General features: G+C 63.6%; 16 protein-coding genes. 13 read left to right on the plus strand and 3 right to left on the minus strand.

Features of this window, described 5'->3' with window-relative positions; all coding sequences use genetic code 11:
• Nucleotides 1-1,125, minus strand: a complete 1,125-nt coding sequence (locus KCX59_RS19830; RefSeq protein WP_179017777.1) for a YihY/virulence factor BrkB family protein — start codon at nucleotides 1,123-1,125, stop codon at nucleotides 1-3.
• Nucleotides 1,126-1,276: 151 nt separating this feature from the next.
• The gene (locus KCX59_RS19835) at nucleotides 1,277-2,482 is read right to left on the minus strand and encodes an ROK family transcriptional regulator (RefSeq protein WP_178995774.1); all 1,206 of its coding nucleotides are present in this window, start codon (nucleotides 2,480-2,482) and stop codon (nucleotides 1,277-1,279) included.
• Nucleotides 2,483-2,627: 145 nt separating this feature from the next.
• On the opposite strand from KCX59_RS19835, the gene xylA reads away from it, so the two are divergent.
• The 7 genes from xylA to KCX59_RS19870 all read left to right on the plus strand — a co-directional run bounded on the left by xylA (nucleotide 2,628) and on the right by KCX59_RS19870 (nucleotide 11,539).
• Nucleotides 2,628-3,815, plus strand: a complete 1,188-nt coding sequence (gene xylA / locus KCX59_RS19840; protein ID WP_179017778.1) for a xylose isomerase — start codon at nucleotides 2,628-2,630, stop codon at nucleotides 3,813-3,815.
• Between the two features lie 99 nt (nucleotides 3,816-3,914).
• Nucleotides 3,915-5,345: a xylulokinase gene (locus KCX59_RS19845; protein WP_179017779.1), complete on the plus strand. Its 1,431-nt coding sequence runs from the start codon at nucleotides 3,915-3,917 to the stop codon at nucleotides 5,343-5,345.
• Between the two features lie 69 nt (nucleotides 5,346-5,414).
• Nucleotides 5,415-6,398 (plus strand): LacI family DNA-binding transcriptional regulator, encoded by a 984-nt coding sequence (locus KCX59_RS19850; protein ID WP_179017821.1) that lies wholly within the window; start codon nucleotides 5,415-5,417, stop codon nucleotides 6,396-6,398.
• A 209-nt stretch (nucleotides 6,399-6,607) separates the two neighbouring features.
• Nucleotides 6,608-8,359, plus strand: a complete 1,752-nt coding sequence (gene araB, locus KCX59_RS19855; RefSeq protein ID WP_179017780.1) for a ribulokinase — start codon at nucleotides 6,608-6,610, stop codon at nucleotides 8,357-8,359.
• Entirely contained in the window at nucleotides 8,356-9,063 is a 708-nt protein-coding gene (locus KCX59_RS19860) for an L-ribulose-5-phosphate 4-epimerase (protein WP_178995765.1), read from the plus strand. Before araB ends, KCX59_RS19860 begins: the two co-directional genes overlap by 4 nt.
• A gap of 47 nt (nucleotides 9,064-9,110) precedes the next feature.
• The gene (gene araA / locus KCX59_RS19865) at nucleotides 9,111-10,646 is read left to right on the plus strand and encodes an L-arabinose isomerase (RefSeq protein ID WP_091469776.1); all 1,536 of its coding nucleotides are present in this window, start codon (nucleotides 9,111-9,113) and stop codon (nucleotides 10,644-10,646) included.
• Nucleotides 10,643-11,539: an aldose 1-epimerase family protein gene (locus tag KCX59_RS19870; RefSeq protein ID WP_179017781.1), complete on the plus strand. Its 897-nt coding sequence runs from the start codon at nucleotides 10,643-10,645 to the stop codon at nucleotides 11,537-11,539. The genes araA and KCX59_RS19870 overlap by 4 nt, the downstream gene beginning before the upstream one ends.
• A gap of 77 nt (nucleotides 11,540-11,616) precedes the next feature.
• On the opposite strand, the gene KCX59_RS19875 is transcribed toward KCX59_RS19870, so the two are convergent.
• Entirely contained in the window at nucleotides 11,617-12,633 is a 1,017-nt protein-coding gene (locus KCX59_RS19875) for a LacI family DNA-binding transcriptional regulator (protein WP_179017782.1), read from the minus strand.
• A 126-nt stretch (nucleotides 12,634-12,759) separates the two neighbouring features.
• On the opposite strand from KCX59_RS19875, the gene KCX59_RS19880 reads away from it, so the two are divergent.
• The 6 genes from KCX59_RS19880 (at nucleotide 12,760) to KCX59_RS19905 (ending at nucleotide 19,473) form a co-directional block, all read left to right on the plus strand.
• The gene (locus KCX59_RS19880) at nucleotides 12,760-13,167 is read left to right on the plus strand and encodes an L-rhamnose mutarotase (RefSeq protein ID WP_091469769.1); all 408 of its coding nucleotides are present in this window, start codon (nucleotides 12,760-12,762) and stop codon (nucleotides 13,165-13,167) included.
• The gene (gene rhaI / locus KCX59_RS19885) at nucleotides 13,164-14,330 is read left to right on the plus strand and encodes an L-rhamnose isomerase (RefSeq protein ID WP_178995758.1); all 1,167 of its coding nucleotides are present in this window, start codon (nucleotides 13,164-13,166) and stop codon (nucleotides 14,328-14,330) included. Before KCX59_RS19880 ends, rhaI begins: the two co-directional genes overlap by 4 nt.
• 4 nt (nucleotides 14,331-14,334) lie before the next feature.
• Nucleotides 14,335-16,365 carry a bifunctional aldolase/short-chain dehydrogenase gene (locus KCX59_RS19890; RefSeq protein ID WP_179017783.1) on the plus strand — a complete coding sequence of 677 codons (2,031 nt, stop codon included), beginning with the start codon at nucleotides 14,335-14,337 and terminating at the stop codon, nucleotides 16,363-16,365.
• A gap of 8 nt (nucleotides 16,366-16,373) precedes the next feature.
• Nucleotides 16,374-17,873 (plus strand): rhamnulokinase, encoded by a 1,500-nt coding sequence (locus KCX59_RS19895; RefSeq protein WP_179017784.1) that lies wholly within the window; start codon nucleotides 16,374-16,376, stop codon nucleotides 17,871-17,873.
• Between the two features lie 80 nt (nucleotides 17,874-17,953).
• The gene (gene panD, locus KCX59_RS19900) at nucleotides 17,954-18,385 is read left to right on the plus strand and encodes an aspartate 1-decarboxylase (protein ID WP_179017785.1); all 432 of its coding nucleotides are present in this window, start codon (nucleotides 17,954-17,956) and stop codon (nucleotides 18,383-18,385) included.
• Between the two features lie 161 nt (nucleotides 18,386-18,546).
• On the plus strand, nucleotides 18,547-19,473 hold the full coding sequence (locus KCX59_RS19905; RefSeq protein ID WP_091469758.1) for an AEC family transporter: 927 nt from the start codon (nucleotides 18,547-18,549) through the stop codon (nucleotides 19,471-19,473).
• Nucleotides 19,474-19,515: the final 42 nt, after the last annotated feature.

A 19,515-nucleotide genomic window follows, 5' to 3' on the forward strand; every position in this document is an offset into this window, starting at 1 on the left:
CTACCTGTTCTTTCGGGAATCTTCATCGCGGGAATGGTTCCCGGGGGCGTCGTTCCCTGGGGTTTCCTTCCCGTGGGTTTCGCGAAGTTCCTCACCGCGGCGAACTACTTCTTCTTCCTTTTCCTGCATCTTGTCGCTCTTCTTGGTATCGCGCGGCGGCAGCTGGATGCTTTCTTCGGCCTTAATGCCGCCCTGCAGTTGGCGTCCGCGTTCCATCTCGGCGTCGAACTCTGCACCAAACAGTAGAGACATGTTCAGGATCCAGAGCCACAGCAGCATGATGATGACCCCTGCCAGGGCGCCGTACGTCTTGTTGTAGTTGCTGAAGTTGGCAACATAGAAGCCGAAGCCCAGCGATGCCAGGGCGAAAATCAGCAGAGCGATGAGGGAGCCCATGCTCATCCAACGGAATTTGGGCTGCTTCACGTTGGGAGTGAAGTAGTAGAGCACAGCGATGATTGCGACCACGATGATGATGAGGACCGGCCACTTGGCGATGTTCCAAACGGTGAGGGCGGTCTCCGACAAGCCGATAGCGCCTCCGATAGCCTCGGCCACGGGGCCGCTGAGGACCAGCATGGCTGCGGCGATGGCTGCGCCGACGACGGCAACGATAGTGACGGCGAGCATCGTGCCGCGCAGTTTGACGAAGCCGCGGCCCTCGTCCACTTCATACACCCGGTTCATGGCCCGGCTGAAAGCTGTGGTGTAGCCGGAGGCCGACCAAAGCGCCACCAGAATACCGAAAACCAACGCCAGCCCTGCTGTGTTGGACTGCGTGAGTTCCTCGATCGGCTGGCGCATGGCGTCAACGCCCGGCCCCGGCGCGAACTGTTGGACAATGTCCAGCAGAGCCGATGTTGTGCGTCCGGCGTCGCCAAAGATGCCAATCAGCGAAACCAAGGCCAGGAGCGCGGGAAACAGCGAGAGGACAGCGTAGTAGGTCAGACCTGCCGCCGCATCCGGACACTGATCCTTGGTGAACTCCCGCAGCGTCCGCTTGGCAACGTACATCCACGTGGGCTTCACCAGGTCATTGGGACTGTCCGGCTTGCGCGAGTCCTCGGGGGACGGAGCACTCTGCGCTTTGGCTGTGCTGGTGTGGGCTGAGTCTTGTGTAGTCATGGGGCACTCGTCCGTTTGGGTATTTTGCGCGAACAACTGACCCATCAATAGTAAGCATGCTGATGATTCATTCGGAAGAACCCACGCCGGTTAATCCATGCCGATCAGGACCTTCGGCCCCGGAAGATCATCGCGGAACCCATCGGGCAGGCTAAGCCAGCTTGCTCGCCAGCAGGAACTCGAACGGCGACTCAATCACTGAGCGGATCACTTGGCCGGCAGCGCCAAGGAGCGTTCCGGAATGTTCAAGGGCAGACACTGTCAGGTTGCCCGGATCCAGCAGACCGGGCGCGTAGCGCTCCAAACTGCTGAGCAGCGCGGGCCTGAGCCATTCCGCAAGCACGGCAAAGTGCCCGCCGAGGACTACGGCCTCAATATCCATCAGCCGGGCAGACGAGGCGAGCGCGACGCCCAGGTACCTCCCGGCGTCGTGAACTGCCCGCGTGGCCCGCGGTTCCCGGGCAACCAAGGCCGCCAGCAGCAGTTCCGTACGCCCACCCAGCGATCCTTCGGGAATGCCGGCCGCCTCGAAAATGGCTTCCTGGCCGGCAAAGGTTTCCAAGCACCCCGCCCCACCGCAGGAACAAGCTGGCCCGTCAGGGTGGACGACGATGTGGCCAAGTTCGCCGGCTGATCCGCCAGGTCCGGTGTAAAGTTCCGAACCGATAATGACGCCCCCGCCAACACCCACCTCCCCTGAAACATAGAGGAAGTCCGGCCGACCTGCGCCATACCAAAGCTCTCCGAGTGCTGCACTGTTGGCCTCGTTGGACAACCTGACGCCAAGCGGTGCGCCTTCCAGCAGGTCCTGCGGATTCAGTGCTTCGTGCTCCCAGTGCAGGTTTGGAGCGGACAACACAAGGTTTCGCTGCTCATCCACCAAACCCGGAACCGCCAGCCCGCCACCGAGGATCGAGATGTCCGCAGCGGCCGCGGCGGCTATTGCTTCGTCGGCCAGGCCACCCAGGCGTTCCATGACCTTTTCAGGCGCCAGGCCCCGGTTTCGCGATTCAACAGTCGAGTGGAATCGGAGGTTTCCTCCCAGGTCCACGAGGCCCACGGCCAAGTAGTCCACGTTGATCTCCATGCCCACTACGCCACGGCGGGCGCTGAGTTCCAAGCCCTGACCGGGCCGTCCCCGCTCCCCGTCCCGGTAAAGGCCCACTTCCGAGACCAGCCCGGACTCAACCAGGTCGGCGACCAGGCTGGAAACCGCCGCTTTGGTCAATCCGGTTCCCGCGGCCAACTGCGCGCGGCTGGGCTTGCCTTCTCCGGTTCGGGCAATGGAGTCCAACACCAATGAAAGATTTCGACGGCGGACGTCACCTACGCGTCCGGGTGCGGTCTGCTCATTCACTGGCGCGGGATCTCCTTTCAGATTCTAAGAAATTTTTGCCGACTTCCATTGACCATGATCCATCATCCACCATATAGTTCAGATTGAAAACTAATTGGAGTGCTTTTCTTCCAGTTCTTCCCCCAGTGCTTTGCAAAGGAGCAAAATGAGCCCGCAGCCCACCCCGCAGGACCGCTTCACCTTTGGCCTTTGGACCGTCGGATGGACCGGCGCCGATCCGTTCGGCGTCGCCACCCGCCCCGCCCTGGATCCGGTGGAAGCTGTTCACAAGCTCAGCGAGCTTGGCGCCTATGGCATCACGTTCCACGACAATGACTTGATTCCCTTTGATGCCACGGCGTCCGAGCGGGACCTGATCCTGAAGAACTTCAAGGCAGCCTTGGCAGAGACCGGCCTGAAAACTCCTATGGTCACCACCAACCTGTTCAGCCACCCGGTGTTCAAGGATGGCGGGTTCACCTCGAACGACCGGTCCATCCGCCGCTTTGCATTGAGCAAGATCCTCCGGAACATTGACCTTGCTGCGGAACTGGGTGCCGAGACCTTCGTAATGTGGGGCGGCCGCGAAGGCAGCGAATATGACGGTTCCAAGGACCTTTCCGCAGCATTGGATCGCATGAAGGAAGGCGTGGACACCGCAGCCGGGTATATCAAGGAGAAGGGTTACGGCCTTCGGATTGCCTTGGAGCCCAAGCCAAACGAACCCCGCGGCGACATCTTCCTGCCCACCGTCGGCCACGGCCTGGCGTTCATCGCGCAGCTGGAACACGGCGACATCGTAGGCCTTAACCCGGAAACGGGCCACGAGCAGATGGCCGGCCTGAACTTCACGCACGGCATCGCCCAGGCCCTGTGGGCGGGCAAGCTCTTCCACATCGATCTCAACGGCCAGCGCGGCATTAAGTACGATCAGGACCTTGTCTTCGGCCACGGCGACCTCACCAGCGCTTTCTTCACCGTGGACCTTCTGGAGAACGGCTTCCCCAACGGCGGTCCGAAGTACGACGGTCCGCGCCACTTCGACTACAAGCCGTCCCGTACCGATGGTTACGACGGCGTCTGGGAATCAGCCAAGTCCAACATGTCCATGTACCTCCTGCTGAAGGAACGCGCCCTGGCCTTCCGCGCAGACCCGGACGTCCAGGAAGCACTCACCACGTCAGGCGTCTTCGAATTGGGCGAGCCGACGCTGAACGCTGGCGAGACCACCGCAGACCTGCTGGCTGACGCCAGCGCGTTCGACACGTTCGACGCCGATAAGGCCGCCGAGCGCTCATTCGCCTTCGTCCGCCTCAACCAGCTGGCCATCGAGCACCTGCTCGGCTCCCGCTAGGTCACTCCCACCCACCGTCATCCCGCCGCCGGGCTCCCCAAGGTCTCTGCTTACAGGGTTCCCTGACGCCCGGCGGCGGTCCCCTTAAGGAATGAGCGCATGCCTCTCGTAGCCGGGATCGACAGCTCCACCCAGTCCTGCAAAGTGGTCATCCGGGATTCAGCCACTGGCGCCTTGGTACGTCAAGGGCGGGCCTCCCACCCGGAGGGCACCGAAGTTCACCCGGACCATTGGTGGTCAGCCCTCCAGGAAGCAATCGCACAGGCAGGCGGTTTGGATGACATCGACGCCGTGTCTGTTGGCGGTCAGCAACACGGCATGGTGTGCCTCGATGAGTCCGGAGACGTTGTCCGACCCGCTTTGTTGTGGAATGACACCCGCTCGGCCCCGGACGCGGAAGCGCTGATCCTTGACGCCGGCGATGGCGATGCCACGGCCGGCGCATCCTACTGGGCATTGCACACCGGAACCGTCCCGGTGGCATCGTTGACGGCTACCAAGCTTCGATGGTTGGCCCGAAACGAACCCGCTAACGCCCAACGGACAGCGGCGGTTTGCCTACCTCACGATTGGCTGTCCTGGCGGTTGGCCGGACACGGGCCCGGAAGTGGGCCGGCCGCCCTGGATCTCCTCCGCACAGACCGTTCGGATGCTTCCGGCACGGGCTACTACTCTGCCAGCAGCGGCGAATACCTTCCAGAAGTCCTCAACAACACGCTCGGCCACGTTCCCGTCCTGCCCGCTGTGGCCGGGCCATTGGAAACTGCGGGAAAGACACCTGGCGGGGCACTGATCGGGCCCGGCGCAGGCGACAATGCGGCAGCAGGTCTGGGCGTGAGTGCGGCCGTCGGGGACGTAGTGATTTCGATCGGAACGTCGGGGACAGTCTTCGCGGTTTCAGATGTCCCGGCGCTTGATGCTAGCGGGCTCGTGGCGGGCTTCGCGGACGCTACCGGCAACTATCTGCCGTTGGCCTGCACGCTCAATGCGACGAGAATCTTCGATGCCACAGCTGCACTACTGGGCATCACCCTGCCTGAGCTCGGCGACTTGGCGCTCTCTGCTCCGGAGGGCGCCGAAGGGCTGACCCTCGTCCCATACTTCGAGGGCGAACGAACCCCTAATTTGCCGGAAGCCAACGGCTCCCTCCATGGCATCACCGTTTCCAATTACACTCCCGCCAACATGGCACGGGCCGCTGTAGAGGGCGTGTTGTGTTCGCTTGCCGACGGGCTGGCCGCCTTGCAGGAACAGGGGGTCTCCGCCCAGCGCATCATCCTGGTAGGTGGGGGTGCGCAATCTATTGCGGTCCAGCAGATCGCGGCTGCAGCCTTCGGTGTGCCGGTGTTCGTCCCCGAACCAGGAGAATACGTGGCAGACGGCGCGGCCCGGCAAGCTGCAGGCGTTCTGACAGGGAGCTTGCCGGAATGGCCACTCGAGGGAACAGAGGTTGTTCGCGGAAATATCGTCGAGAGTCCCGAATTCCTGACGAGGTACCGCCATTACGCTGCCAAGGTGGCCAAAGGCTGATCGACGTCGCGGGTGCTCTATCGTGACAGGGTGAGCACTGAAGAAACCGCACCGCCCCGGCCTCCCGTCATGGAGGACGTTGCCCGAGTGGCAGGTGTCTCCCACCAGACCGTCTCCCGGGTGTTGAACAACCACCCCAATGTGAGCTCCAAGACCCGCGAGCGCGTGGAGCAGGCCATCACAGAGCTGGGGTACCGTCGGAACACCGCCGCACGAAGCCTGGTAACACGGCGATCCCAGACCATTGGCGTACTCGGCAGCGAAATGGCGCAGTACGGGCCATCGCACACGCTCCTCGGAGTCCAGCAGGCGGCGCGGGAGGCGGGCTATTTCGTCAGCGTCGCAGCCCTGCGCGAAGTGACGCCGGAAACCATTAAGGACGCCATGGCGCATTTCATGGACCAAGGCGTCGACGGCGTCGTAGTAACGGTGCCCCACCCGGGGACCTTTGATGTCCTCAAAGACATCACCGCACAAGTCCCCATGGTTGCTGTCGGATCAATCGGGGACGAACACCTCACGGGTGCCACTGTGGACCAGCGGCAAGGCGCGCGTCTCGCCGTCGAGCATCTCTTGGAACTGGGGCACCAACGGATCGGACACTTATCCGGGCCCTCCGATTGGATTGACGCCGCTGCCCGTATCGAGGGTTGGCGGGATGCCCTAACAGACGCCGGGATTGAACCCGTGACGCTCATCGAGGGCGACTGGAGCGCCGAATGCGGCTACCGCGAAGGCCTGAAAGTCGCAGCCGACCGCTCCGTATCGGCTCTCTTTGTCGCAAATGACCAAATGGCCCTCGGCGTTCTCCGAGCGTTCCATGAACTCGGCGTCCAGGTACCGGGGGACATCAGCGTGGTGGGTTTCGACGACCAACCGGAGTCGGCATACTTCATCCCGCCGTTGACAACGGTGGCCCAGGACTTCGAGGAGCTCGGCCAGCGCTGCATCGCCTTGCTACTGGACCGGTTGGAGAGCGGCGCTACCGGCACGCCTGCCACGGTTGCGCCCCGACTGGTAGTCCGCTCCACCACGGCTCCCGCCTCAAAGTAGGTAGCAGCAGTGCGCGTTCTGAGCGCTCAAAACGACGCCTGCTGCTACCTACTTGGGTGCGCCTTCGCCTGACCCCCGCCATGAGCACCTGTTCCACATGGTCCCCTCTTGACATCAAAGTTGTGAGCGCTAACAATTGCATCAGACCTTCTTCACTTTTCCACCCCGACCCCCGGCAATGAGGCCCTGGCCAGCCGGATGGAGACCCCATGAATACCTTTGAAAATCTCCCGCTGGACGAGCAGTTCGTCGTCGGCGTGGACTATGGCACTTTGTCCGGCCGCGCCGTCGTCGTGCGCGTTTCGGACGGAGCCGAACTCGGCAGCGGCGTGTTCGAGTATCCGCACGCCGTCGTGACGGAAAAACTCCCGGGTACCGGCCAGCGCCTCCCGGCCGACTGGGCCCTCCAGGTGCCCAACGACTATCGCGACGTCCTGCGCAATGCGGTACCGGCCGCCGTCGCCGATGCCGGAATCAACCCGGCAAACGTGGTGGGCATCGCCACCGACTTCACCGCGTGCACCATGGTTCCGACGACGGCGGACGGCACGCCGCTGAACGAACTGGAACGCTTCGCCGACCGGCCGCACGCGTTCGTCAAACTGTGGCGCCACCACGCGGCCCAGCCGCAGGCGGACCGCATCAACCAGCTCGCTGAAGAACGCAGCGAGTCTTGGCTTCCCCGCTATGGCGGCCTGATCTCCTCCGAATGGGAATTCGCCAAAGGGCTGCAGCTCCTCGAGGAAGATCCCGAAGTCTACGGCGCCATGGATCACTGGGTTGAGGCCGCGGACTGGATTGTTTGGCAGCTTTGCGGCAGCTACGTCCGCAACGCCTGCACGGCTGGCTACAAGGGCATTTACCAGGATGGAAAGTACCCCTCCGAGGACTTCCTGGCTGCCCTCAATCCTGATTTCAAGGACTTTGTCAGCAGCAAACTCGAACACACCATCGGCCGCTTGGGCGACGCCGCCGGTTACCTCACCGAAGAAGCCGCGGCTTGGACCGGGCTTCCGGCGGGAATCGCCGTGGCAGTAGGCAACGTGGACGCCCACGTCAGCGCGCCGGCCGCGAACGCTGTTGAACCAGGACAGCTCGTAGCGATCATGGGCACTTCCACCTGCCACGTAATGAACGGGGACGTTCTCCGCGAAGTCCCCGGCATGTGCGGAGTCGTCGACGGCGGCATCGTGGACGGCTTGTGGGGCTACGAAGCAGGCCAGTCCGGAGTTGGCGACATTTTCGGTTGGTTCACCAAGAACGGGGTCCCGCCGGAATACCACCAGGCCGCCAAAGATCAAGGCCTGGGCATCCACGAATACCTCACCGGACTAGCAGAAAAGCAGGCCATCGGCGAGCACGGACTGATCGCCCTGGACTGGCACTCCGGCAACCGTTCAGTGCTGGTTGACCACGAACTTTCCGGCGTGGTGGTGGGCCAGACCTTGGCCACCAAACCCGAGGACACATACCGGGCTCTGCTGGAAGCCACGGCTTTCGGAACCCGCACCATCGTGGATGCGTTCCGCGATTCGGGTGTTCCCGTCAAGGAATTCATCGTGGCCGGTGGGCTGCTGAAGAACAAGTTCCTGATGCAGGTCTACGCTGACATCACTGGCCTGCAGCTCTCCACCATCGGATCCGAGCAGGGTCCCGCCCTGGGCTCGGCAATCCACGCCGCTGTTGCTGCCGGGAAGTACAAGGACATTCGTGAAGCAGCCGCCGCCATGGCAGCTGCACCCGGCGCCGTTTACACTCCCATCCCCGAAAACGTGGCCGCCTACGAGGTCTTCTTCCAGGAATACAAAGCTCTGCACGACTACTTCGGCCGCGGCACCAACAACGTCATGCACCGCCTCAAGGCCATCCAGCGCGCCGCGATCCAGGGTTCAGGACAACAGGGTTCAGGACAACAAGGTTCGGCCACCCAGTCCGGCACCTTGGAAGGAGCCACAGCATGAGCACCCTTCTGGAAACAATCGCGAAGGTCCGCAAGGAAGTCTGCGAGCTGCACGCCGAACTGACCCGGTACGAACTTGTGGTTTGGACCGCCGGCAACGTTTCGGGTCGGATCCCGGGACATGACCTCATGGTCATCAAGCCATCGGGCGTCTCCTATGACAACCTGACGCCCGAGCTGATGGTGGTCACCGACCTCTACGGCACACCTGTGAGGGGCATCAACACCGGAAGCGCCGGGACCGTGGACTGGGGCAACCCGGACCTCTCCCCCTCATCGGATACCGCCGCGCACGCGTACGTCTACCGCCACATGCCGGAGGTGGGTGGCGTGGTCCACACGCACTCCACCTACGCAACGGCCTGGGCTGCCCGCGGCGAGGAAATCCCCTGCGTGCTGACCATGATGGGCGACGAATTCGGGGGGCCCATTCCGGTGGGACCGTTCGCGTTGATCGGCGACGATTCCATCGGGCAGGGCATCGTGGAGACGCTCAAAAACTCCAACTCTCCCGCGGTGCTCATGCAGAACCATGGCCCCTTCACCATCGGCAAATCCGCCCGCGACGCCGTCAAGGCTGCGGTCATGTGCGAGGAAGTGGCCAGGACAGTCCACATTTCCCGCCAACTCGGCGAGCCGCTGCCCATCGACCAAGCCAAGATTGAGTCCCTCTACGACCGATACCAGAACGTTTACGGCCGCTAAAGCGCCGCCGCTAAACCATTCGGACCACCACACTCCAGGAGCACCCCATGCCTACCGCCGTCAATACTTCCGCTAACAACACTTCCCTCGACCAGTACGAGGTCTGGTTCCTCACGGGCAGCCAGCACCTCTACGGCGAGGATGTCCTCAAGCAGGTCGCAGCGCAGTCGCAGGAGATTGCCAACGTCCTCAATGCCAACAGCAACGTTCCGGTCAAGCTCGTGTGGAAGCCCGTCCTCACCGATTCCGACGCCATCCGTCGCACCGCGCTGGAAGCCAATTCAGACGATTCCGTGATCGGCGTGACCGCCTGGATGCACACGTTCAGCCCCGCCAAGATGTGGATCCAAGGCCTGGACGCCCTCCGCAAGCCCCTGCTTCACCTGCACACGCAGGCTAACCGGGACCTTCCCTGGGCTGACATCGATTTCGACTTCATGAACCTGAACCAGGCAGCCCACGGCGACCGGGAGTTCGGATATATCCAGTCGCGCCTCGGCGTGCCGCGGAAGACCGTCGTCGGGCATGTCAGCAACCCTGAGGTTGCCCGACAGGTTGGTGCGTGGCAGCGCGCCTCGGCCGGATGGGCCGCCGTCCGCACGCTGAAGTTGACCCGCTTCGGCGACAACATGCGCAACGTCGCCGTCACCGAAGGCGACAAGACCGAAGCCGAGCTCCGCTTCGGCGTCTCCGTCAACACGTGGTCCGTCAACGAGCTCGCCGACGCCGTCCACGGCGCAGCAGAGTCCGACGTCGACGCTTTGGTTGCAGAGTACGAGCGCCTTTACGACGTGGTTGACGAACTCAAAGCAGGCGGCGACCGTCACGAGTCGCTGCGTTACAGCGCCAGGATCGAACTGGGTCTCCGCAGCTTCCTGGAAGCCAACGGCTCCGCAGCCTTCACCACCTCTTTCGAGGATTTGGGGGCGCTGCGTCAACTGCCGGGAATGGCCGTCCAGCGCCTCATGGCCGACGGTTACGGCTTCGGCGCCGAGGGCGATTGGAAGACCGCGATCCTGGTCCGCGCCGCCAAGGTGATGGGCGGCGACCTGCCCGGTGGCGCGTCGCTCATGGAGGACTACACGTACCACCTTGAGCCCGGCTCCGAGAAGATCCTGGGCGCGCACATGCTGGAGGTCTGCCCGTCGCTCACCGCCAAAAAGCCGCGTGTTGAGATCCACCCGCTGGGCATCGGCGGCAAGGAAGACCCTGTCCGCATGGTGTTCGACACCGACGCCGGCCCCGGCATCGTCGTGGCGTTGTCCGATATGCGCGATCGGTTCCGCTTGGTGGCCAACGTGGTGGACGTCGTCGATCTCGACCAGCCACTCCCCAACCTGCCCGTCGCCCGCGCACTCTGGGAGCCAAAGCCCAACTTCGCTACCTCGGCCGCAGCGTGGCTCACCGCCGGCGCCGCGCACCACACGGTATTGTCCACGCAGGTGGGCCTGGACGTATTCGAGGACTTCGCCGAAATCGCCAAGACCGAACTCCTCACCATCGACGAAGGCACCACCATCAAACAGTTCAAGAAAGAACTCAACTGGAACGCCGCGTACTACAAGCTGGCCGGCGGCCTGTGAGCACCGAATTCACCCTGAGTGCGGGCGGCTACACCGCCGTCGTGACCGCCCGCGCGGCTGCGCTGCGCGTCCTGCAATTTGAAGGCCGGGACCTCGTGGTCCCGTTTCCGGAGGGCGGCCCGATCCCTGACTACCGTGGCGTTATTGCCGCGCCGTGGCCCAACAGGATCGCGGACGGCGCGTACAGCTTCGACGGCGTCGAGCACCAGCTTCCTATCAACGAACCGGAGCGGGCTACTGCGCTGCACGGGCTCGCGTTCCCGCTCGATTGGGCCCTGAAAGAGTCCGACGCCGGGTCGCTCACTTTGACGTGCACGGTAGGGCCCACACCGGGATACCCGTTCGTGCTGGAGCTTTCGGCCCGATTCATGCTGGACGACGCCGGACTTCATACGTCCGTCACAGCAGTCAATGCGGCGGACGTCGCCGCCCCTTACGGCGTTTGCCCGCACCCTTACCTTGTGGCCGGCACATCACCGCTGGATGAGTGGGTTCTCGAGTTCGCCGCCGACTCTTTCCTGGAGGTCACGCCGGACCGGCTGCTGCCCCTGGGTGTCGTGGGCGTGGAAGGTCACGAGTTCGACTTCCGTTCCCCGCGGGCCATTGGCAGCACGGAAATCGACCATGCCTTCACAGGAATAGCGTTCGACGGCGGGCTGGCGCGGCTGTCGCTACGCGACCCGGCGGGCACCGGCGTCGGAATGTCCTGGGACGAAAGCTGCCCATGGCTGCAGATCCATACGGCTGACAAGCCGGCACCCGTCCCGGGCCGAATCGGACTGGCGGTGGAGCCCATGACGTGCCCGCCGGATGCCTTCAACAGCGGCACGGACCTGATCCGACTGGAACCCGGCACCCAGCACACGGCGTCCTGGAGCATCTACGCCCTGTAGTTAACCCAACTGAGTAACAGCACATGTCGCTATGGGCGGCCATTGGGACACGTGCTGTTACTCAGTTGGGTGCGCGCTCAGTTGGGTGCGCCGGCGGTGCTTTGGCGGACCACCAGCTCGGGGGTGAACACCACGGACCGGTGTTTGGTTCCGCCACTCTCTTGCTCCTCCGCGAGCAACTCAATCGCCGTCCGGCCGAGCGCCTCGGTGGGCTGTCGGATGGACGACAGCGGCACCACTGCGGAGATGGCGAAATCGATGTCGTCGTACCCAATGAGGGCGATGTCCTCCGGAATACGAACGGTTCGCAGCATCGTCAGGGATTGCATGACTCCGAGCGCCAGGAGGTCGTTGGAGCAGAAGACGGCTTCGGGCCGCTCTTGCGGGGAACGTTCCACCAAGCTGTTGCCCACTTTGCGGCCGGTCAGGACGGTCTGCCCCTCTGAGTCGAGCACCTCGATGGTGGCATCCGATACTTCACTGACAGCGCGCTGCGCGCCCTTGAGTCGGCTGGCCACCTGGCGGATGGAGGGCGTGCCAACAAAAGCCAGACGACGGCGGCCCAGGTCCAGCAGGTGCTTGGCGGCCAAGTAGCCGCCTTCCTCGTCATCCACGGAGACCGAGCTGCAACGATCGGTGTCTGCGAGTTCATCCACCAGGACTGTTGGGACTCCTCGTTCGCGCAGGGTATCGATCCGCTGACCCACGTCACCCACCGGCGAAATCAGCAGGCCTTGGACGCGCTGCTCTTGGAACAGATCCATGTAGTGGGCTTCGCGCGAAGCATCCTGGCCGCTATCCCCCACCAGGACGACGCTGCCCAGGGCCGCCGCCGCATCTTCCGCCGCACGGGCCACGGAGGAGAAGAAAGGGTTTCCAACGTCGAGCACGATCAAGCCGATGGTCCTGCTTTGGCCGGCGCGGAGCTGGCGGGCGGCGTCGTTGCGGACAAAGCCAAGTTCAGCGATGGATTTCAGGACACGTTCCTTGGTCCTCTGCGAAACCCGATCCGGATAGTTCAGCACATTGGAAACAGTTCCCACTGCTACCTGGGCGTGGGTTGCAACGTCTTTGATGCTGGCTGTCTGGGACATGCTTTCCGATCTCCGCTGGCTGACGTCAATGTGTTGGAAACGCCTTGACACCCTCCCGTTTACGAGGGTAATTTGAATCGTAACAAATGAAACGATTCAAAGACGAGTGACCCTGGAGATCCGCACATGAGGGTTTGTTTCCGCTCTTCAGTCCAGCCGGAACTGATGGCCGAGTACAAGCAGCGCCATTCCGCCGTATGGCCGGAGATGCTGTCCGCACTGAAAAACGCAGGGTGGAACAACTACTCACTCTTCCTAGCTCCGGACGGCCAATTGATCGGCTACCTGGAATGCGAAGACTACGAGGCAGCCCAGGCCCGCATGGCCGTGACTGAGGTCAATGCCCGCTGGCAAGCCGAGATGGCCACCCTCTTCGCAGACAGCGACGTCCCTCCGGACCAGGGCTTCGAGGTCATCGAGGAAGTCTTCAACCTTGAAGACCAGCTTGCCGCGGCGGGCGTCGTCACAGATGCCACCAGCGCCGCACACATAGATAAAGACTCCGCCCACGAATACCAGAAGGAACAAGCATGAACACCACAGAATCGGCCCTGGGCCGTCTAGGGGAACTGGCCATTGAAGTGCCGTCCTGGGCCTACGGAAATTCCGGGACCCGGTTCAAGGTCTTCGGCACTCCGGGTACTCCGCGCACCGTTCAGGAAAAGATCGCCGACGCCGCCAAGGTCCACGAGCTGACGGGCCTGGCCCCCACCGTGGCGCTGCACATTCCGTGGGACAAGGTGGATGACTACGCCGCCCTGCGCGAGTACGCCACCGGCTTGGGCGTTGGGTTGGGCACGATTAACTCCAACACTTTCCAGGATGACGAGTACAAGTTCGGCTCCCTGACCTCGTCCAATGAGTCCGTGCGGCGCCGCGCGATCGATCATCATTTGGAGTGCATCGAGATCATGCACGCCACTGGTTCCAAGGACTTGAAGATCTGGCTGGCCGACGGCACCAACTACCCGGGCCAGGACGATATCCGCGGCCGCCAGGACCGCTTGGCAGAGTCCCTCCAGGAGATCTACGCGGGCCTCGGCGACGAGCAGCGCCTGGTCCTGGAGTACAAGTTCTTCGAGCCGGCTTTCTATCACACCGATGTTCCGGACTGGGGTACTTCCTACGCGCAGACCCTTGCCCTGGGCGAGAAGGCGTTCGTCTGCCTGGACACCGGCCACCACGCACCGGGTACCAACATCGAGTTCATCGTCATGCAACTCCTGCGCCTGGGCAAGCTCGGCTCGTTCGACTTCAACTCCCGCTTCTACGCGGACGATGACCTGATTGTTGGCGCGGCTGATCCTTTCCAGTTGTTCCGCATCATGCACGAGGTCATCCGTGGTGGCGGTTTCGGAAAGGATTCCGGCGTCGCGCTGATGCTGGACCAGTGCCACAACCTTGAAGAGAAGATCCCGGGCCAGATCCGCTCGGTCCTCAACGTCCAGGAAATGACCGCCCGCGCCCTGCTCGTGGACACCGCCGCGTTGTCCGAAGCCCAGCGCGCCGGCGATGTCCTGGCCGCTAACGGCATCTTCAACGATGCCTTCTACACCGATGTCCGCCCGGTCCTGGCCGAGTGGCGTGAATCCCGCGGCCTGCCCGCCGACCCGATGGCCGCCTACAAGGCCAGCGGGTACCAGAAGAAGATCAACGAGGACCGCGCAGGCGGCCAGCAAGCCGGATGGGGCGCTTAAAAAGATGAGCACTGTTGAAGAACTGATCAACCGTTCCAACCGCCTCGGCGCGGACAAGCGGAACACCAACTTCGCGGGCGGCAACACCTCCGCCAAGGGCATGGAGAAGGACCCGGTGACGGGTCAGGATGTTGAGCTCCTGTGGGTCAAGGGCTCCGGTGGCGACCTCGGCACCCTGAAGGCTGAGAACCTTGCCGTGCTCCGGCTTGACCGGCTGAAGGCACTCAAGTCCGTTTACCCCGGCGTCGAGCGTGAAGACGAAATGGTGGCCGCGTTCGATTACTGCCTGCACGGCAAGGGCGGCGCAGCGCCGTCGATCGATACCGCCATGCATGGCCTGGTGGACGCCGCCCATGTGGACCACCTGCACCCGGATTCCGGCATCGCGATTGCTACCGCCGTGGACGGCGAGGCACTGACCTCCAAGGTCTTCGGCGACAAGGTTGTTTGGGTGCCTTGGCGCCGCCCTGGCTTCCAGCTGGGCTTGGACATCGCCGCGATCAAGGAAGCCAACCCCCAGGCCATCGGCACCATCCTGGGCGGCCACGGCATCACCGCGTGGGGCGCCACGTCCGAAGAGGCCGAGACCAACTCGCTCTGGATCATTGACCAGGCCGAGAACTACATCAAGGAAAACGGCAAGTCCGAGCCCTTCGGCGCCAAACTCCCGGGCTGCAGTGCACTCCCGGAGGCAGAGCGCAAGGCCAAGGCTGCTGCCCTCGCACCGGTGATCCGCGGCCTGGCCTCCACGGACAAGCCGCAGCTGGGGCACTTCAGCGATGACGCCGTCGTTCTTGAATTCCTTGAGTCCGAAGAGCACCCGCGCCTCGGCGCGCTGGGCACCTCCTGCCCGGACCACTTCCTGCGCACCAAGGTCAAGCCCCTGGTCCTGGACCTCCCGGCCGACGCCTCGATCGAAGACTCCGTGGCCCGCCTCAAGGAACTCCACGCGGCCTACCGTGAGGACTACCAGGCGTACTACGACCGTCACGCTGACGAGAACAGCCCTGCACTCCGCGGAGCGGACCCGGCCATCGTGCTGGTTCCCGGCGTGGGTATGTTCTCCTTCGGCAAGGACAAGCAGACCGCACGCGTGACCGGCGAGTTCTACATCAACGCCATCAACGTGATGCGCGGCGCCGAGGCCATCTCCACGTACGCCCCGATCGAGGAATCCGAGAAATTCCGCATCGAGTACTGGGCTCTGGAGGAAGCCAAGCTCGCCCGTATGCCCAAGCCGAAGTCGCACGCCACGCGCATCGCGTTGGTGACCGGTGCTGCGTCGGGCATCGGCAAGGCGATCGCCACCCGCTTGGCGTCCGACGGCGCGTGCGTAGTGATTGCCGACCTCAACCTTGAGAACGCGCAAAAGGTGGCCGAGGAACTGGGTGGTTCCGACGTCGCCATCGGTATCCAGGCCGACGTGACCGACGAAGCCCAGATCGCAGCCGCCATCCAGGAAGCCGTACTCGCCTTCGGTGGCCTGGACCTGGTGGTCAACAACGCCGGACTGTCCATCTCCAAGCCGCTGCTCGAAACCACGGAGAAGGACTGGGACCTGCAGCACAACGTCATGGCCAAGGGTTCGTTCCTGGTCTCCAAGGCCGCAGCGAAGGTCATGATCGACCAGGGCTTGGGCGGAGACATCATCTACATCTCCTCCAAGAACTCCGTGTTCGCGGGCCCGAACAACATCGCCTACTCGGCCACCAAAGCGGACCAGGCCCACCAGGTCCGCCTCCTCGCCGCCGAACTGGGCGAATACGGCGTCCGCGTCAACGGCATCAACCCCGACGGCGTGGTCCGCGGCTCCGGCATCTTCGCCGGCGGCTGGGGCGCCAAGCGCGCCGCGGTGTACGGTGTGGACGAGCAGGAACTGGGCAAGTACTACGCCCAGCGCACGCTCCTGAAGCGCGAAGTCCTCCCCGAACACGTGGCCAACGCCGCATCCGTGCTCACCAGCAACGAGCTGTCCCACACCACCGGCCTCCACATCCCCGTGGACGCCGGCGTTGCGGCAGCATTCCTGCGCTAGGACTGACAGTGAACAACGGAACCACCGCGAGCACCGCCCCGGCACACGCCGGGGCGGTGTCCGCTCCCGCAGTGTTCGCCGCCGTCGACATCGGCGCCTCCTCCGGCCGCGTCATGCTGGGCCGTGTTTCACCTGCATCCGGTGTCTCCCTCGAGACCATCCACCGCTTCCCGAACGGGGTTGTAGAGCTCGACGGCGGCCTCCGCTGGGACTTCGACGCCCTGTTCGCCGAGGTGCTGAAGGGCCTGACGGCGGCCGCTGCCGTGGCACGTGGGAACGGCGAGCGCATCGTCAGCGTCGGCATCGATACGTGGGCGGTCGACTACGGCCTCGTGGACAAAACCGGCGCGCTCACCGCGCAACCGTACAGCTACCGGGACGAACGCAGCCGCGCCACTGTGGAGCGGGTCCATGCGGTCATTTCGCCGGAGAAGTTGTATGCCACTACTGGTTTGCAGTACTTGCAGTTCAACACGGTGTACCAGCTGGCGGCAGAGCCGAACCTGGACGGGGTACAGGCTCTCCTGATCCCGGACCTGATCGCCTTCCTGCTGACCGGTGAGCGCCGGACCGAGGCTACTAACGCCTCCACCACCGGGCTGTTCGACGCCGTTTCGGGCCAGTGGGCCACGGACTTCCTGGATGCTTTCGGCTTGCCCCGGAACATCTTCCCGCCGCTCGTCCAGCCCGGTGAAACCGTGGGCACCCTGCTACCCGCGGTCCTTGAGCAAACGGGCCTGCCTGCGGACACTACGGTGGTGGCAGTTGGGTCGCATGACACTGCTTCGGCGGTCGCAGCCGTCCCCGCGGATCAGGAAGACTTTGCATACATCTCCTCAGGGACCTGGTCCCTTGTGGGTGTGGAGTTGGACGCCCCGGTGCTCACCGAAGCGAGCCGCAAGGCCAACTTCACCAACGAACGCGGCGTGGACGGGACCATCCGCTACCTCCGCAACGTGGGTGGCCTGTGGCTGTTGAGCGAATGCCAGCGTACGTGGGCTACCCAGGGATTCAGCCAGTCGCTCCCGGCTTTGCTTGACTCAGCTGCTGCGCTCCCTGCCGGAGGTCCGCAGATCAACGCCGACGATCCTGCCTTCACGGCCCCTGACAACATGCCGGACCGAATCCGCGCAGCCGTGCGCAACACCGGCGCGGTGCTCCCGGACCGGCCTGCCGCCGTCGTGCGTTGCATTATGGATAGCCTCGCTGCCGGGTATGCCCGGACGCTGGCCGACGCCGAACGGCTCACCGGCCGCAGCACCAGTGTGGTGCACATCGTGGGTGGCGGTTCGCAGAACCGGCTTTTGTGCCAACTAACCGCTGATGCGACCGGCAAGCCCGTGATCGCCGGACCCGTTGAGGCAACTGCGCAGGGCAACGTCCTGGTCCAGGCGCGCGCTGCCGGGGCGGTGACCGGTGGGCTGGCCGAACTGCGTGCGCTGGTGGTGGCAGGAACCGCACTGGAACACTACGTGCCGGCGGCCGCCCTGCAGGCCAGCCGTTCGTGACCCTGATTGGACGGGGAATGGCCCGGGAGTCTGGTACGTCACAGCGCCGGATGAGGGTGCCGCGCTAAACTGATCGCACTATGATCCGCACAATGTTCAAGTCCAAGATCCACCGCGCAACGGTGACACACGCCGACCTCCACTACGTCGGTTCGGTCACTGTCGACCTGGACCTCCTGGACGCAGCCGACATCCTTCCCGGTGAGCTCGTCTCCATTGTGGATGTGACCAATGGCGCCCGGCTCGAAACGTACACGATTGCGGGCGAGCGCGGTTCCGGCGTGATCGGGATCAACGGCGCGGCAGCCCACATGGTCCACGTTGGCGACACCGTCATCCTCATCACCTACGCGGAGATGACCACGGAAGAGGCACGGACCTACGAGCCGCGGGTTGTCCACGTGGACAAGGACAACAAGATCCTCCAGCTCGGCAACGACCCCGCCGAGGGCCACACCCTTGGGCTTATGCGCCCGCCCCACGCGCTCAGTAACGCAGCGCACCTCAGCTAAGGCTCCACAGCAACGTTCGACGTCGGCACCCAGGTGAGTGCCGACGTCGGGCGGTTTTTCGGGTCCGTATGACGGAACTCTCCCGAGAAAACGCTTACTCAGTTCTCATTTGTAGCTAAGCTGTCATTCGTGACCCAACCAGCTTCCGCCCGCACAGCGCCATGATCGGCGTCCTGTCCGGGTTCTTCGTGGTGTGGGCCATCATCCTGGTGGGCATGTTTGTTGGACGGCGGAACATCCTGGGCGAGAACGCCCGGTCCGTCCTGAGCTCGCTGACGTTCTTCGTCGCGAGCCCCGCCCTGCTGTTCGAGACCTTGAGCAAGGCCAAACTGCACGACGTTTTTGCCGCTCCCCTACTGGTCACGGCCGTAGGCGCCGTGGTGACGGGTCTGCTGTTCTTCCTGATCGCAAAGTTCTGGCTCAAGCGCGCCATGCCGGAAGCACTGATGTCCTCCATGAGTGCATCCCTGGCCAACTCAGCCAACCTCGGCATCCCCATCGCCGTGTTTGTCCTGGGTGATGCGAGTTATGTGGCTCCGTTGTTGATCTTCCAACTGGCGTTCTTCACGCCCATGTACCTGATGGCCCTCGACGCCAGCACCAGCACCCACCGCACCACTTTCCTCCGCTTCCTGCTGATGATCGTGAAGAACCCCATGATCGTGGGGTCGGCGCTGGGCCTCCTGGTAGCGGGCACCGGTTTCCAGGTCCCGACGCTGATTCTTGAGCCGATCCACCTCATTGGCGGTGCCGCGATTCCGGCCATGCTGATGTCCTTCGGCATGAGCCTGAACGGATCAAAGCCACTGCAAAAAGCCGCGGGCCGCAGGTTGGATACCTTGCTGGCCAGCGGGTTCAAGCTCATTGTCCACCCATTGATCGCGTACCTGTTCGCGCGCTTTGCGCTGGGCATGGAAGGGCACGCGCTGTTTGCCGTGGTGGTTACCTCCGCCCTGCCCACAGCACAGAACGTCTTCGTGGCGGCGAACCGCTACCAAGCGGGAATCACCGTGGCCAAGGACACCGTGCTCATCACCACCATCGTGGCGGTGCCGGCCATGATCGCCGTGGCCCTGCTGCTCGCCTAGCCGCACCGCTTCCCCAACTGAGTCGCAATTGTGCGCGTTTTC

Source organism: Paenarthrobacter nitroguajacolicus, assembly GCF_051027655.1.
Lineage (GTDB): Bacteria > Actinomycetota > Actinomycetes > Actinomycetales > Micrococcaceae > Arthrobacter > Arthrobacter nitroguajacolicus.

Excerpts from the sequence above, each read along its gene's own strand:
- KCX59_RS19830 (WP_179017777.1), bottom strand. The coding sequence starts at position 1,125 with ATGACTACACAAGACTCAGCCCACACCAGCACAGCCAAAGCGCAGAGT.
- xylA (WP_179017778.1), top strand. The coding sequence starts at position 2,628 with ATGAGCCCGCAGCCCACCCCGCAGGACCGCTTCACCTTTGGCCTTTGG.
- KCX59_RS19845 (WP_179017779.1), top strand. The coding sequence starts at position 3,915 with ATGCCTCTCGTAGCCGGGATCGACAGCTCCACCCAGTCCTGCAAAGTG.
- KCX59_RS19850 (WP_179017821.1), top strand. The coding sequence starts at position 5,415 with ATGGAGGACGTTGCCCGAGTGGCAGGTGTCTCCCACCAGACCGTCTCC.
- araB (WP_179017780.1), top strand. The coding sequence starts at position 6,608 with ATGAATACCTTTGAAAATCTCCCGCTGGACGAGCAGTTCGTCGTCGGC.
- KCX59_RS19860 (WP_178995765.1), top strand. The coding sequence starts at position 8,356 with ATGAGCACCCTTCTGGAAACAATCGCGAAGGTCCGCAAGGAAGTCTGC.
- araA (WP_091469776.1), top strand. The coding sequence starts at position 9,111 with ATGCCTACCGCCGTCAATACTTCCGCTAACAACACTTCCCTCGACCAG.
- KCX59_RS19875 (WP_179017782.1), bottom strand. The coding sequence starts at position 12,633 with ATGTCCCAGACAGCCAGCATCAAAGACGTTGCAACCCACGCCCAGGTA.
- KCX59_RS19880 (WP_091469769.1), top strand. The coding sequence starts at position 12,760 with ATGAGGGTTTGTTTCCGCTCTTCAGTCCAGCCGGAACTGATGGCCGAG.
- rhaI (WP_178995758.1), top strand. The coding sequence starts at position 13,164 with ATGAACACCACAGAATCGGCCCTGGGCCGTCTAGGGGAACTGGCCATT.
- KCX59_RS19890 (WP_179017783.1), top strand. The coding sequence starts at position 14,335 with ATGAGCACTGTTGAAGAACTGATCAACCGTTCCAACCGCCTCGGCGCG.
- panD (WP_179017785.1), top strand. The coding sequence starts at position 17,954 with ATGATCCGCACAATGTTCAAGTCCAAGATCCACCGCGCAACGGTGACA.
- KCX59_RS19905 (WP_091469758.1), top strand. The coding sequence starts at position 18,547 with ATGATCGGCGTCCTGTCCGGGTTCTTCGTGGTGTGGGCCATCATCCTG.